The 14,979-nt window shown below is 55.3% G+C and carries 10 protein-coding genes; 3 read left to right on the top strand and 7 right to left on the bottom strand.

Going from position 1 to position 14,979, the window contains the following annotated elements:
- Nucleotides 1-569 precede the first annotated feature (569 nt).
- Nucleotides 570-1,490, top strand: a complete 921-nt coding sequence (locus KHO33_RS42870) for an H-NS family nucleoid-associated regulatory protein (protein WP_200568334.1) — start codon at nt 570-572, stop codon at nt 1,488-1,490.
- A gap of 70 nt (nt 1,491-1,560) precedes the next feature.
- On the opposite strand, the gene KHO33_RS40950 is transcribed toward KHO33_RS42870, so the two are convergent.
- Complete coding sequence (locus tag KHO33_RS40950; protein ID WP_200568333.1) at nt 1,561-1,797, bottom strand: hypothetical protein; 237 nt, start codon at nt 1,795-1,797, stop codon at nt 1,561-1,563.
- Nucleotides 1,798-1,850: 53 nt separating this feature from the next.
- Nucleotides 1,851-2,162 carry a hypothetical protein gene (locus tag KHO33_RS40945; protein ID WP_200568332.1) on the bottom strand — a complete coding sequence of 104 codons (312 nt, stop codon included), beginning with the start codon at nt 2,160-2,162 and terminating at the stop codon, nt 1,851-1,853.
- A gap of 276 nt (nt 2,163-2,438) precedes the next feature.
- On the opposite strand from KHO33_RS40945, the gene KHO33_RS40940 reads away from it, so the two are divergent.
- Entirely contained in the window at nt 2,439-3,593 is a 1,155-nt protein-coding gene (locus tag KHO33_RS40940; RefSeq protein WP_200568331.1) for a YaaC family protein, read from the top strand.
- 322 nt (nt 3,594-3,915) lie between these two features.
- Here KHO33_RS40940 and KHO33_RS40935 read toward each other — a convergent pair whose 3' ends face one another.
- The 5 genes from KHO33_RS40935 to KHO33_RS40915 all read right to left on the bottom strand — a co-directional run bounded on the left by KHO33_RS40935 (nt 3,916) and on the right by KHO33_RS40915 (nt 14,136).
- Nucleotides 3,916-7,257: a VPA1262 family protein gene (locus KHO33_RS40935; RefSeq protein WP_200568330.1), complete on the bottom strand. Its 3,342-nt coding sequence runs from the start codon at nt 7,255-7,257 to the stop codon at nt 3,916-3,918.
- Between the two features lie 76 nt (nt 7,258-7,333).
- The gene (locus tag KHO33_RS40930) at nt 7,334-8,086 is read right to left on the bottom strand and encodes a hypothetical protein (RefSeq protein ID WP_200568329.1); all 753 of its coding nucleotides are present in this window, start codon (nt 8,084-8,086) and stop codon (nt 7,334-7,336) included.
- 154 nt (nt 8,087-8,240) lie between these two features.
- Nucleotides 8,241-11,354, bottom strand: a complete 3,114-nt coding sequence (locus tag KHO33_RS40925; protein ID WP_200568328.1) for a hypothetical protein — start codon at nt 11,352-11,354, stop codon at nt 8,241-8,243.
- 328 nt (nt 11,355-11,682) lie between these two features.
- Complete coding sequence (locus KHO33_RS40920) at nt 11,683-12,993, bottom strand: hypothetical protein (RefSeq protein WP_200568327.1); 1,311 nt, start codon at nt 12,991-12,993, stop codon at nt 11,683-11,685.
- Nucleotides 12,994-13,110: 117 nt separating this feature from the next.
- On the bottom strand, nt 13,111-14,136 hold the full coding sequence (locus KHO33_RS40915; RefSeq protein WP_200568326.1) for a hypothetical protein: 1,026 nt from the start codon (nt 14,134-14,136) through the stop codon (nt 13,111-13,113).
- 386 nt (nt 14,137-14,522) lie between these two features.
- Between KHO33_RS40915 and KHO33_RS40910 the strand changes: the two genes are divergently transcribed.
- A complete protein-coding gene (locus KHO33_RS40910; RefSeq protein ID WP_200568325.1) occupies nt 14,523-14,681 on the top strand; it encodes a hypothetical protein in 159 nt (52 codons plus the stop codon).
- Nucleotides 14,682-14,979 lie beyond the last annotated feature (298 nt).

Genomic DNA, 14,979 nt, shown 5'->3' with positions numbered 1-14,979 from the left:
GTGAACGTGTCGGTGCCGCGCATGATCTCCTTGGGGGGCGGGTGAGCTTCTTACATCAACGCTTTGGCTATCGGCTGCGATGACTTCAGTGCGAGGTATTTCCGCGGCCTGTTAAGCGTCTTGCGCATCATCCAGGTCTCCTTCCGGTTGCTCGAGCCAGTCTAGCGCAAGTAAAGCCTTCCGCGAATTGGAGCTGAAAAGCGGAGTGAGGGCTTGCGCTTCGCCGCTATCGTCGCGCAACAGCAGGCCCTGCTGAGCAGTGGGACGCTCTCGCCCGAACAACACGCCTGGTGGAGGCAATCGCACAACGCGTGCAGCGACGTCCACTGCATCGACACCGTATTCGCGCGGTGGAAGGTAATGGCAAAGTCTGTCGAAACCACTTCGCGCGCTGCAGTGGCTCCGGTTGTGACCTCGGCTACTGCCATGGCCCCTGTCGGACCTGCTTCGGAAGCAATCGTCCTTCCTGCATCCCGGGCCTTGCCGACACACGCCGCTCCAGTCAATGCTCTAGCCTTTTCTAACGCGACCGTGGCATATTGCGACCACATTCACTAGGAGGCCATCTGATGGCAACGACTTTGGAAGCAATCCAGGCGAAGATGGATAAATTGAAGGCCCAAGCGGATGCGCTGATTGCAAAGCAATCGTCGGGCGTCATTGAAAAGATTCGCGAGTTGATGGCGAAGCACGGCCTATCCACCGCTGACATTGACGCGCACGCTGGCGGCAAGCAACGCTCCACGAAGGCAGTTGGTAAGACCATGAGCAAAGACAGCGCTACCGCAGTCAAGTATCGCGACCCGAAGAGTGGTGCAACCTGGACCGGACACGGCCGAGCACCAAGTTGGATTGCTGCCGCGAAGAACCGAGACAAATTTTTGGTTGATGAAAGTACGGCGACAACGAAACCGACTTCTGTTAGCAAAACGAAGGCTGATGGCAACTACCTCCGTGGGCCGCAGCCGGCGATGTACCAGGACCCAAAGTCGGGTGCGACGTGGAGTGGACGCGGCCGCGCGCCGGCGTGGATTGCCGAAACCAAAGACAGGAGTAAGTTCCTGATTGCAGGCGGCGCTAAAGCAACTGTTGCGACGAACGCAGTTGTTGTGAGCAAGACGAAGACTGCGGTGAAGAAGGCCTCGAAGGCAGTTGGCGCGACCTCTACCAAGGGTCAGCCGAAAGGTCCGCAGCCGGCTAAGTATCGCGACCCGAAGTCGGGCGCGACTTGGAGCGGGCGCGGTCCGGCTCCGGCGTGGCTATCTGGTGCCAAAGACCGGGCGAAGTTTCTGATTGTTGGCGCCAGTGCGGCGGTCGATGCGAAACCGGCGCTCACGAAGGTTGTTACGAAGAAGGCCCCGACTGCGAAGAAAACTGCTGCCAAGAAGGCCGTGAGCGCGAAGGTGCCGGCGAAAAAAACGCCGCGCAAGAGCGTGACCGTGCCCGCTCCGTTGGCCACGGTAGAGTCCGGCGCCGAGTTAACGACCTAAAGGTAATTGTCAGATGCCCGGTGGACCAGCAGTTCTCTGGTTCCACCGGGTACACCGGGCCGACGACGTTTTATTGCGCCTGTGCTGCCTGACGTTCCGCGGCTTTCTGTTGAGCGTGCTGCGTCGCAAGGTGCTTGCCGACCACGCAGCCGCCGACCGCACCAACTACAGCGTGGTGCCCCGCGTAGTGCCCGGCGACCCCACCTACCACCGCGCCCTTGAGGCAGCCTGCGGCGTTTGCCGTGCCCGCCGTTGCGAAGACCAGCGTCGTTGCAATCAAGGCGATTCGTATCGGGCTAGCTTTCATTCGAAGATACTCAGAGGTTGGACTTCTCGGATGTGGCGCTCTCCGGCGTTGTTTCAATACCCGCGCCAATCACGACGCTCTCGCCACTCGTGCTCACGCCATTCATGACGGCGCCATTCACGTTCACGCCACTCGCGACGTTCGCGCCATTCGCGGGCTCGCCAGTCGTCGCCACCGCCGTACGCGACGGCGACAGGTGCGGGAGCATACACGACGGCAGGTGGCGGTTCGTAGACCGGCTCTGCCGGCGCATACACGGCTCCGGGGACACCCAATCCGATGGCGACATCGACGTGTGCCGATGCTGCTGTTGATGCTGCCAGCACTGCCAGGCCGAGCGCTGCGCCGAGAATCTTCTTGTTCATCTTCGCTACTCCTCGCACATTGAGTGCAATGTCAGTGACTACGGCTCGGAGTGTAAGGAGCGATGTCAGATACATGTGAAACGGTGGTGCGAGATTCGTAACGTGAAGTTAAGGGCGAAGTTAGGTATAGCGTCATACCAGCCGAGAGAACAGCCCGCTTCTATCGGCCTTCTCGACGGCGACATCGCCGCAGACCGAGAACACTGTTTCATCCGGCACTGGTACGATACCTCGATGTCGCACCGGACAAAATCGCTTCAACAAGGCCACCACTTCATGACAAGCGAAATCATTTACGCGGACGATATCGGCGAAGCGCTTTGGTTTAGGCTGAAGCGCTTTGCAAGCCATAAGCTTTGCGAGAAAGTCATCTTGAAACGGTCGCCTGGGATATCGGAGGCCGACTTAAAAGACAAAGCCACGGGGATGGCGTGGGCGATGAGGTCGGCGCTGGGTTACTGGGAAACGAAATCTGGCGGTCTTAACTCCAGGGTACTGTCCCGTTACTATGCGTTGCTTCAAATTTCAATCGCCGAGCAAATAGCTCTCGGGGATGCCGGCGTTACGCTAGCGTCGGTGCAGAAACACACTGAACAAGGTCACGGGCTTTTTACGCTCACCGATGGAGAGGCACCGTTCCCGCACAACTACCTCATTGGTTGTTTGCCCTCTGGTCACTTCGCGCAGTATTGCAGGGCAAGAGGTCTTGACCTCAAATCGGCAGTGTTCGACAAGAAAGTGAGAAAAGTCGCCGATGCTACTCAATCGAGTCGCTTTGTCTCCCTGGGAGACCTGCTGTGCCGGGTTCCCGAGCTCCAGTCAGTGACACATGAATATTTGGGACGACGCCCGCTTTCTTTTCATGTCGGTAAGACGTTTTTTAGCGAAACCGAGCGACAGATAGATTTGAGTGGTGGCTCGTTGAACGGTTTTCTCTACGACCCGAAATCTGGTCTCCCGGCGGAAACGATGACCACTGCAGTCGAGCTTCTGCTGCACGGCTACGAACTTTCGGCCGAAGAGGCAAACACATTTGGCCTTCCCATTTACAACTTTCGCGATGTGACTGATGAAATTACGAAACGGCCTCGACCGGTCGGCGAGGTAGGGCACAAGACCTCGTTGCAATGGCACGACGTGCTGCCGTTACATAAGTCTGGGTACTGTGGCACCAGCGTCATGTCGCCTTTTTGGGGATTGACTGACATCTTTACGCTACATCTCACCATCCTCTATGCATTCTCAATTGTTGTGCGATATCTACCTAGCCTATGGCACGAAATCGAGGATGGAAATTTGGACCATCTTCGCGCACTGCTGGAGCACTACCTCGTCATCGTAGATAACGTGCTGCCGCAGGTCGCCCTCGAGCGCGTAACCGGCCAACGGGTTTTTGCTGTAGCTTCCGGCTCGTTATTCGGCCCGACGTAATCTTGCGACTCAGTGAAAGCCTTCGTGTTGTCGACGCGACAATTGAACAGTTTGGTCGGTCTCACCCACCAATGCACCTGAGGACCTTCGTACCGTCGCGAAGCAGCATGGAGGATTTGCCCTCGAGCCGCAGACGAACAGGAGTATTGTTTATATCGTCAATGAAGATTTCGGTCCATAGGACGTTGAGCGCACGAAGTGCTGGCGGAGAGCGCTGTGACGTTCAGTTGGGTTTGGCCACGAAGCATTGACGGTTCTGGTCCTGGATAGACAGCGTGCTGTCGGGGCTCAAACTAGGAAACTCTCGGGACACGACGACAGTCTATTTTTGGTTTTCCAGCAGATTCGTGATGGCTTCCCAGTACTGAATCAAGGAACGCTCGACCGGTCCCGCGTCACTGGTCCAGTTGGTCCGGCCGACTATTTCGGTTGTCTTTGTATATATCTTTTTCATTCCCCCAAGTTGAACGAGCGGCGCAGGGCCCCTACCGTTCACGAACATCGACCGAACCAAACAGCCAATCCACATTGCCTTGTTATATTCCTGACGGGTGTGAGAGTAGTCCACTTGATGTGCGAGAATTTGTGTGACTGCGCGGTGAATGGAGTCCACCTCGTTTGTTAGCCGTTTCAAAAGTTCTTTCTGCTTGGGAGCGGAGCAGCTCAACAGAAGTGCCACGATTTGCTCGGTGAACATCCCTTCGCTTTGGACGTCGAATAGCAGGCTGCCTTGCTTTTCAGAGTCGTTCCAATAGGCAAAAAGCTCATCCACCCATGCTTGCGCTACGTTGTCGGGAGAAAGTCTTCCGGATTCAACCAAGGGTGCGACTACATCAGACAGAATCCATGGCTGGGCCTCATAGATTCTGCGCAGCGGATTTCGCATCGAATTGAGGAGAGCATCCAGCGCGTCTTTGTCAACATGTTGCGGGAGTATCTGAAGCAACTCGGAAATCATCGCGACCCGCAATGGTGTTGTGCCGCGACCACTTCGCGTAAGAAGCCATCCTAGAACGCAAGCTTTCTGAATTTGAGAAAGATGCCCGACGGCCTGAATTCTGGGGAGTAGCTTGTGGTCGCCCTGAAGGAGCGTTTCTAGCGCGACAAATCCCAGCCACCGGACGTAGTGATTGCTGCTTGATAGGAGCGCGTCGAGCTGTACACTCGAACAACCGAACTCGGTCCCGAGGGATATGTACGACACCGCTTGGGACAGCAACAGCTGGCAGCGACGATTGAGGTAATTCGACCCCGCCACCTGCTGCTCAATCCATCGAACTAACACCAAGGGGGCGAAATACCACAACACCTTCAATGCATATCTGTCACCCCACGAGAGCATGGTGAAACGCTCACGAGAGGTTTGAAGATAGTAGCGACGTGACCGCAAAAGCTCTTCGTGCGAGCCTTGCATCTCCTTCATTGCGTCTACAATCGGACCACTATGCAGCGGTTGAATAGCATCAGCACGGTCCGGACGAAGGTACTCCACAAGCAATTTACTCAGGGTATCGTTGGGCGCATGTGGATTGGTGCCCAACTCTGTGATGTAAATTCCTGCCGGTGAGTTAGCCAGCAAGGTTCCCATCGCGTCCCACCATGAGTTGAAATCGGATACATGCTGTCCATGCAACCAGAACTTTTCCGGGATGTGGTCAAACTTATCTGTATGAAATCTCTCGTTTTCGTCGAGCAAGGCAAGTTCTTGAAGAAAGCCTTTTAGCGCGTCCCCAGCTACCTCGGCCAGCGAATCGTACCCAGTCCACCAAGAAAGTACGTCTCCTGCACGCTGCATGAAAAGGACATCTGGATGTGAGCCTGTCTCGTTCACCTTTGGCTCGTCGTTCGAATCAAACAGTACCATCGCGTCGATGCCCTCGCGTGGCTTATCGGGTGCGCGTTCGGCTACGCGCTGCAACAGCTTGTCGGTGTAGTCGCAAACTTGCCGCAGCACGTCGAGGGGAATCGGTGTGATGAGCAAGGGGAAATTCTCATTTGCCTTCTGAATGGAGTTCGACAAGTGGAACCCCACCACGGGTTCCATTTTGGCGTCTCTGATGACAATCATCCGGTCGTGGAGAGTTTCGTGGGGAAGACCTACGACCTGTAGTCGAACACCCTTCATCTGACGATTCCAAGCTCTACAGGCAGATACAAGCCGAGATACCCGAGTGCCGACTTGAGTGTCTGGCTCATCGTCGATATGGCCACCCGAGTTCCTATGAAGAATATGCTCATACCAGTTATCGATGGCCTGCGGCTCCAGTGCGTGCGTAAATATGACGTAGCTTCCGTTCGTGAAGCCATACTGGTTGATAAGCGTGACTCCAACGTCCTCCATGAATGGGTCGAACCAGACGACGTGCTTATCTTGATACGCCGCGAAGAGACGCTTAAACCATTCTGCAAGCGCGAGCCGACCAGTGTTATCACCTTCGGAGTATCGCTCGAAAAAGCGTGCCTCTGAAGTGGGAGGAACGAGTTCAGATGCTACGTTGGCCGCCTGTCGATTTGCCGTTACCCAAGGGTCTGCCTTGCGCCCGTCCACGACATTATGCGATGTGTGAGTACCCCGAGAGACTGTCTGCGCTGCCTCAAGCCGCTTTGAATGCGAACGGTGTAAAGCGACTTTCAACCAGTCGAAATCGACACGAGTCACATCGCCTTGCATGTGCATCTGCATGCCAGCTTCACGAACCAGATACGCTCCCCATTGAAAGCGTCGAAATGACGTGGCAGAGCCAAGCTCTCGTGTCTCGACCAGCACAGTAAGCGCGTCAACAATACCGGCCTGATGTGAAGGAACATCGAGCCAGACTTCTCGCGGCCACTGGTCAGTCTCAGGCACTTTTGTACGGGCGACGTAGAAAGCACAATCGTCGTTGAAAAGTTGCAGCTCGATTTCGAGGTCACACGCAACGCCCGGCGACAGTTCTCGCGCAATGGTTACCCGTACACCCGGGGCATCGGACTTTAACAAAGTTTGAACTTCCACGAGTTGCCGTTCGGCGTCATCGAGCGCCGGGAATACCCCGAGCTCGATGTCACCGAGTCGCCAAGCATCCAGACTTGAGAAATCAAGTCCGGTGCCGTCGTTCAGCGTGTCGGTTACCAATTTGGCTAGCTCGGGTCGAGCATAACCATCCACTACAAACATTCCACCTTTTGATAGACTCGTAATCGCAGCACTGTCCATGCTTGCATTGCTTGCCTGGCTCAGCCTATTGGTCCTAAACAGAAAATAGTCGCGGGTCGGCAAGTGCATTACCGGTCGTAACGCAAACGCGTCGTTTAGCTTGACGTCGGCGAATCGAACGGCCGCCTCCGACAGCTTGATACCAGCGCTCTGGCTTGCCTCGTCGAGGGACCTTCCCTCGACCAAGAGTGTCAAGAGGTTGCGAACACGATTCGATTCGACAAAAGCGGTGATGCGCTTGAGCTGTGCCTCCAGCGAGTCATCAATAAGTTTGAATGAATCCTCGCGCTGAGCGTTCCACGTATTGTTCGTGAAATTGGACGGTAGGATTCGCCCATACACCATTCGACTCGATACAGCCTCTTCAGACTTCATCTGCAGAACCCACATCTCGACGACACATGACGCTTCCCCGGAGTCGAAGAGACGCGCAAGCCGCTTGTCCGAAAAAATCTCGTTCAATTGCATTATTTTTTCCTTGGGCCTTCCGGCCGTGATGCATGACCTTATATTCTTCTTTGAGCGGTTTTGTGCCGCACTTGAGCTATCGAACCCGGTCCATGAAGTCACCCAAAGGTTGGCCCACCGCGCGAGAGATACCCAACAGGAAGGTGCGAAGTGTTCCGCGCCCTTCGCGAATGGTCTCGATAGACGCCTTGATGGCGGGAACGGTGGCCCTAGGAATGGGTAATTGGAAGGGGTTCTGCGCGATGCGCGTCCAATCGCGCGCAAATCGCTCGGCCATATGAAAATTGAATAGTTCCTGACAGATGGCGCTCGCATCGCTCAGCACGGCCGAAGTGAGCCAACCCTGGATGCGCAGAAGTTCGGCCGGGCACAATCCCTCGAGTAGCAGTTTGGCCGCGGCGCCGCATCGTATTCCGACACCGCTACTGACATCGGCCACAACGCCCCACAGCATGTGCCTTTCTTCCACCTGCGCGCCGGCCTGAAGTTGGCGTACCAGCGATTCGAGTCCCTCCGGCGCGGCGGACATACTCCTGCAGGCCTCAAGCCATTTCTCTAAATGGTCGCCGAGCGCTGGACCCGCGCAACACACACCCGCTACCAGTAACCCCAGCCACTGCCCAGCGTCCACCGACTCGTCCGCTGCAAGTTCCGAGTCTCGTTCCATTGCACGAACGCCGAGACGCTGCATCGTCGCAGTTGCCGCGAGAAACTGGACGAGGTTACGAATAAACTCAGTGCCTGCGCCGTCGGCAAACGAAGCAGCCAGACGAGCCTCCGCGACAAGCCACCGCACCTGCGGATATTGCGACGCAGCCAGGCTTGCCATGTCAGAACTTCCAACTAAGGCTGCTCCAACACCGAGACACGCTGACAGCTTTGCCACCTGTCCACGCGTGAGCGCGGTGCGAAGGGCTTGCCCCGCAGTGCACTCGGGGACCCTTAAGCCCGGTGAACTGGCGTAGCCTGGCTGAAACTTTGGTTCATGCATCTGACGATGCCCACAGCACTTTCTCAATGCGTCGGTACACCTCGGACGCCGCTCTTTGCAGTGCCTCGCCCTGTTCATCCCCCTCGTCCGCAGCTGAAGCCGGTAACGAGTTGACTGCTTCAGCCAGTATTTCGGCAGCTATTCTTTGGCGACCGCCTAAGGAAGCCGCTAGAGCACCATCAACCTGTAATCCGAAACGTGTCCATGAATATTCCACTAAATCCGTCGCCGCTGCAGCGCTACGGAATATTTCCGCAGCTTTCTCCCACATTCCAAGCCGAGCTGCACTGATGGCCGCTCGCCGGTATGCGAATGGGTCTAGCGCAGGCTGACTCACACTAACCAACCGGCTCCAAAGCTCCAAAACCCGCGCATAGTCGTTGATTTGAAACAGCACATTGACTCGCTGCTCACCCAGCACCGCGGAGTACCCAAAATCTCGCTCGGCTGCATCGAGTAGTTGAAGCGCTTCGTCTGGGCGCGATTGATATTCGGTCAGTACTATAGCTTTGGCCTTTGCGGTTTCCCTACCTAGATTGGGTGACGCTCTGCGCTTCGCGTATTCGTAGGTGAGGTCGAACAGTTCCAGCCATAGGACCCAATCCGTATCATCGTCGTACTCATCGACCCAAGCACTCTGAACGAAAGCGCCTGCAACTTGAACGAAGGACCATTCAATCACCACATCAAAGTCCCGTCTGACTTCATCGGTCGCACTGCTGTCAAGCCAGTCAATGAGCTCACGCAACGTCGATGCACTTCTCACCCAGCGCGCGCAAAAGGCCAGCAGAATCTGAACCTGCGTTGCGACCACGGGAATGCCACCTCGGACGGTTTCGCTCTTGCCAAGAAACGACGAAAGACCATCCGCGACAGTCGCCCCGATTTCGCCTGTGAGGCCGAGACCGCTGAGGCTACGAACTGCATCGAGCCGCATCGGGATTGGCAACTTCGCGGTGTCCGCTATCGCCACTGATGTCCACATCATGACCTGCATGCCCAGCAACATCTCGGCATGCGAGACCTGCGCAGTTTCCTCCTCCCAGCGAGTGCCTATCGTCGACAATGTATCCGACTCCAGCGTAATCGCAACGCTGAATTGAAGCATTCTGAATGCTGCTCCGGCCAACGCATCATCAATGACCCGCGCGCCTGGCTCGAGTGCCGCGTAGGGTAACCAGAGCAGATTGCGCTCTACTGCTTCACGTGCGCCGTCGTCCTCAAGAATTCGAAGTTCCATAGCCGCCTGCGCAAGGCGTCGTGGCTCCTGGCCAACGAATGCATGGAAGAGAAGTGCCGCCGCCTCAGCGGGACTAAGCGTGCCTTTACTCCGTATCGAGTCGTGCAGTCGGATATGCGCGATAGCTCGTTGCTCCGGCGACCATGCCTGCCCTGCGGCGCCGGTGAGCAGAGGAGTCGTGCGGAACCAGTCGTGCTCAATGCAATCGAGCCACTTGCCCGCCAAACGCTCCAGAACGTCGCCGGGATTTCTGACTCCTCCCACAGACTCCGCTAGCTTGACGGCAACGCTTCTATGCAGCGTTACAATGGATTCGGAAGCACAATACAGGAACTCAACGACTTCCGGGGCCCATGATTCGCTCAATAGTCGGCGCGCCATCTGGCGAACAGAATCAGCGGCCGACGACACTGCGCCAATGTAGCTTGCAGCTGGTTGTGGCCAACCTTGTTCTGACAGTTCTGCGACGCGCACCTGAACGAGCTTAGGGTGACCGGCGGAAAGCGTGTAGACGGTGGCTGCCCAAAATCCGGCATCAGCCAGAGAGCAACCTTCCTGAATGCAGAGCTGCTCAACCTCACGGGGTTGCAGCTCGGGCACTTCGATTACGTCTACACCTTCCAATTCGACAATCTGCGCGGAATCTGTCGCGTCTCCTTGCGCACTTATCAATACCGCTCGACCAGCTGCTCTCGTCCGATGGAGCACCAGTGCCAACGAATCGCGGTATACACGATGGGCCGCCGCGCTGATATTCAGGTCATCGATGACAACGAGAGCGGGACACGTGTCTCTGTCAATTTCGGCTGCGAGCGCGAGCAGAAGATTGTCAACCTGGTCCGATTGCCTACCAGTGACATTTATCCACCACGCCTCAGGGCAAAGTGCATTCGCGACTAGCTGTGCTACCGTCGTTTTGCCTTTGAACACGGTGCCGGTCAACACTATCGAACGACGCTGATTGACCGCGCTCTCAATGCTTCGAACGAGTTCTTGACGCTGGATGAGCGGGCTCGGCGGCTGCGGCAGCTTGTCCCTTAGAACCCGAAGGAGACCCGCTCCAGGGCGAGCCGTAACAAAGAGGTCCGCGATTTGGTCGACCGGAACCGGTAAATAGGCGGTCGTAGCTTGCTCGATTTGTTGCAGTAGGTCACCAAATGTGAGGCGCCTCTCGCTTGATGCCGTGAGAACAATAACCTGCCAAAAGCGGGACTCAAGCTGCTGCCTTACTTCTGCTGCGAGCGCGACGCTACGCCTGTGTTGGTGCAACAGAACACGAATTCGGTCGTCGACACTCCGTTGAACCGTCTCAATGTCAGGTTGGTCGGTCAGCCAGTGAAAGCGACGATACAACCGTTCTTGCAGCTCGCACGGGCTGGCTGATGCGACAAATTTACCTAGTAACGACTGCCCAGGAAGATGAGTCCGCAGATAACTAGCGACAGTTGAGGACATCTCTTCGTTGGTGCACGCCACTCTCCAGGCTTCCAGGCCGCTGAGACCACCGAAGCTTCCATCCCGCTCCATGGCCACGGGACTAGTCGTGAGATAGTGGTATTCAATCGCGCGCCTTGGGTCCCTCGCGGCTAACGCCCAGAAATGCTCGAGCGCTTCTCTCGCCTTCGCCACACCTAGGGAGATGGCCACCTCAGTGTGCCTCACCTGAATCGTGACAGCCGCATCCGTACTGACCACATCGAAATCTTCGGCACCCTCGAGATAAATCACCTGGTCTGCCGTGGTCAGCTGCAACCAAGCATCGATGGAACACCACGCTTGATAAACGGTGCCGCGTATCGAAGGAACCGCCTGTCGGCGGATATTCCCGGGCAGTTCCCCTGGAAATCCTTCGTCATACTTTGGCATGGTTGACTCGGTCACAATCGCTTACTCGGTGCCGACTTTAAGGGAGAAATTGTACTGGAACGCTTCGGATTCCCACCCAGTATAAATCCGGCACGCGCGAGACAGCCCCAAAGCCAATGCATTTAAGGCTCCTCTCACGAAGTCATATGTCGGTGGCTTGCCGGCTCTTCAAGAATTTCAGAACTTCATCAAGAAATCTAACCGAGGCTTCAAGCGTAGGTTGTGCAACACTAACCCATGTCTTCTTGTCAAAGTCGATATCTAACATTAGCGACAAGGCTTCGAGGGCCTGCTCACCCAGCTCAGACTTGCTTGATTGTATCCAGAGCTAACACTCTTCAAAGATAGCAGGGTAACACTCCAGTCGGCGGTCCAGAACATGCTCATCAATACCCGCAAAAATTGAGGGTTCACTGAGCAAGGAGCAAGCAAGAGCCCAGCCCGCTACCGAAAGCTCGTAGTTGAAGCTGTGGTCGCGCGCGGATAGTGCAATAGTTTCAACTTGGTGTCTGCAGGTCGAAAACTGGTCAAGTTGCACTTTTCCGGCCACGCTTGTCTGAACAAGTATCTTTAAGAACAGGTCACGTTCCCTCTGAAGGTTTCCCATTCTATCTTCGTGATGCAGAAATCGTGGTTTCCGCATGAGGGCACCCGGAAAAAGCTTACGCCATCCTTCAAGAAAGCCGAGGTCACCTGGCAGAGGGCGCTCAATGCCCTCTAGCATGCTGGCAACTTTCGAGTCGAAGCCTTTGGTCGGCCCCGAGGCGTTTAGACCGTCACTCAACATAAGCTCGGCCGACTCCAGCAACGTATCCTGTAGCATATTCACGCTACGACTTAGTTCATACACCGCGTCAACGCTCCCTTTGAGAACGGCGGTCGCTTCAGCCCTAAGCCCCTCGCTTTTCGCAAGAAGGCTATCCATATCACCTAGAAGTTCCTCAAAGGCCGCGGGGGCAGCGCTATCGAATGCCGAACTCATCTTCTTTGCCAATGCTTCGACATCTGCTCGGTTGCTGCCAGTTGCTAGAGTCGAGGCATTCTTGAAGTAACTCCAGTATTCGTGGTCAAGTGGAGGCGTCTCGCACAACGAAAATAGGCCGTACTCGGATAGTGGAAACTGGCGCCAACCAGGAGCGCTCTGTACGTAATACTCGATATCGACGGGTAGCGTGGCAGTTGGCAGAAAATCGGATGTTTCTACACCGAGGTCCTTCAATAGCAAGCTGACAAATTGTGAGCAAACTAAACCGGACTGGTCTCGGACAGGATGGTCATGATGAACCAACGATGAAAGCTTGTATGGCTGCTTGTAGTAGTAGACCGCCCTCTCGTAGACCTTTGCCCTCGAGTAGCTGTCGCGCGCGAATCCGTTGTGTCTCGCGACCTTGCACAGAGCGATATCGTAATTGACTTCAATGTCACGCCACTCCCTAAGCGTCACACCGACATTCGGCATAGCGTCCACTATGAGTGTGTCATTCAGGACTACTGCAACGTGCGTGTAGTGCGCCGGTCGCATTCGTTTGATGGACTGCCCGAACTTAATGGCGGTCGCACTTGCTTTGTCACGACTGTGAAGCAACAGAATATCACCGGGGGTGACGTGAAAGTTCCAACGAGCTAGATGTGCGTTCAAGGTTCAGTTACCTTCCATTTGCCAGCAGTTGCTGCGAATGAGCGTTCCTAATTCGATAGCGAAGCTCGACAATCTTGACACCCCAAGCGATGTGTCTCAGAAAAATCGATGCCGGTGCTAGCGCAGAACTATTGCATCTTTTCCAGGCAATATCACAGTCCGTTCATTGCCGGGAAATTTCACCAGCCATCGATTTCCTAGAGAATTTAGTAGTTCGACATTCGTAAGCAAGCCGGTGCCGTCTGGGCGGCAACTGAAACTCGTCAATGGATGCAATATGGCTTCCGCTTGGCGGCAGGAGGCCACTGGTATAGCAATAGACACGGGCCGTTGCTCGGCAATACCAATGACGTTCGCTATGAGCCGGAACGGTGCCGAAACCGAGTGCATAATGAACATTACCTGAACGCACGCGACGGCTCCAATTGCAACCTTCAGGACAACATCTCTCTTTCGAAAGCTTGCTTGCATGGCGCCGGTCACAATGACAAGTCCCGCCGCACCGAGGAGTCCCCACCAGTCGTTATCATTGTAGTGCGGAGTTGTTGCGTAAAGGGTATACAGCATTGCTATGGCAATAAGCGAAAAGAAACCTATCAGCACCACCGATGCAAGGAAGATTCCGCGGCCCTCAGTTGCCTCTGAGCCTCGTATCAGGGGGCTGGTCAAAGTAAATACCGCACTGAAAATCATGCATATCACGGCCACACCAAAGCCTAAGTCAAGTTGCATTCCATATTCGGGGTCGTGTCTAAAAGGATAGATAGCGCATGTGGCAAAGACACAGAACCAGAAGACCTGCGACCAGAGGGCGCGCGCATGAAGAGACCTGACAGCGGCACTCCGCGCTTTGCGCGCAACGTCATCGGTGTTGATGTCAAGTAAATGATAGGTGATGGCAGGTCCGGAAATGGAGAAGCCCAAAAGACCAAAGATTAATGTCCCCCACAATGCTGCCTGAAAAGCAACAAAGGCGCTTTGCCCGAGACTCACATCAGGGGTAAACCTCAGTCCAGCGTAGTAGCCGCTCAGAAAAAATAGGCCAGTTGCAGAAAATTTACCCAGCATAGAAAGAGCTTTCTTCGGGTCGGAAAGCTCCGTTTCAATGTGCCGCTTAATTGTTGAAGACCATGTTTGCTGCATGCTATCGAGGTGCCTTGGGGAGAGGTGAAGGTCCCGACCATCGGCTGCGGCCTTTACAATCAGAAAGTAGGCGACAGAAAGTTCAGGATTCGCAGCGGTCGAAATTTGGTTAGCAGCTAATCTGAGTTAAGTGGGCCAAAGGCTCACAGGTCCCGTTGAAGTTCAGCTGCATTTTTTTCGAAACTCGCGAGAAAACCGGTGGGGGCACCTTGTTCGGAGTCGGCTATAGGCGGTCTCTTGCATTCGCGCGTACGGAGCCGCTCGACGTATGCCATCATTACCCGTAACGGCAACGCGGACGAAAACTTGAGAGTCAAAGCATGGCGGACTACCAAACTCATAGCCTCGCCTAGAGGGCCCGAACGGTCGCCGAGAAGTCGTTGCCGATGAAGCCGGGATGCGACCTCAATGCGTTCCGGGAAGAAGAAGCCGGCTTCGTCGCGGCCGACACGACTACCGAGTGTCGCTGGGTCGCTAGCTTTGCGCAGCTCGCGATGCAGGACAGTCCGTCCGGCCATCGTATTCGTGGACTCGTCATCCCTTGAAAAGGCGACGCTAGGGCGAATGGAACACTGTCTTTACTGCCCTTCTGATGGCCGTATACAGAAGTGTTCTCAGTTTGGGAAGACGAACAAGTATTTGCCCTAGTATCAAACATGGGGCGAAAACAACAACAGCGTTGACCTCGCAGTTGCACCCGACCTAATCTGTTTTCCTGCAATCCCGATGCGAGTGTGACCTTGCCCCCGAAAAACGAATCTCTTGCTGAGTGTGTAAACTCAAGCAAGGAGAAGAAACGATGACGGTCAAGGCAAAGCGGGCGCAGTACACGCTCGAATTCAA

This window comes from Paraburkholderia nemoris, from assembly GCF_905221015.1.
Classification (GTDB): domain Bacteria; phylum Pseudomonadota; class Gammaproteobacteria; order Burkholderiales; family Burkholderiaceae; genus Paraburkholderia; species Paraburkholderia nemoris.
The sequence above is the reverse complement of the archived record's forward strand: the minus strand, read 5'-3'. Positions and strand labels throughout refer to the sequence as shown.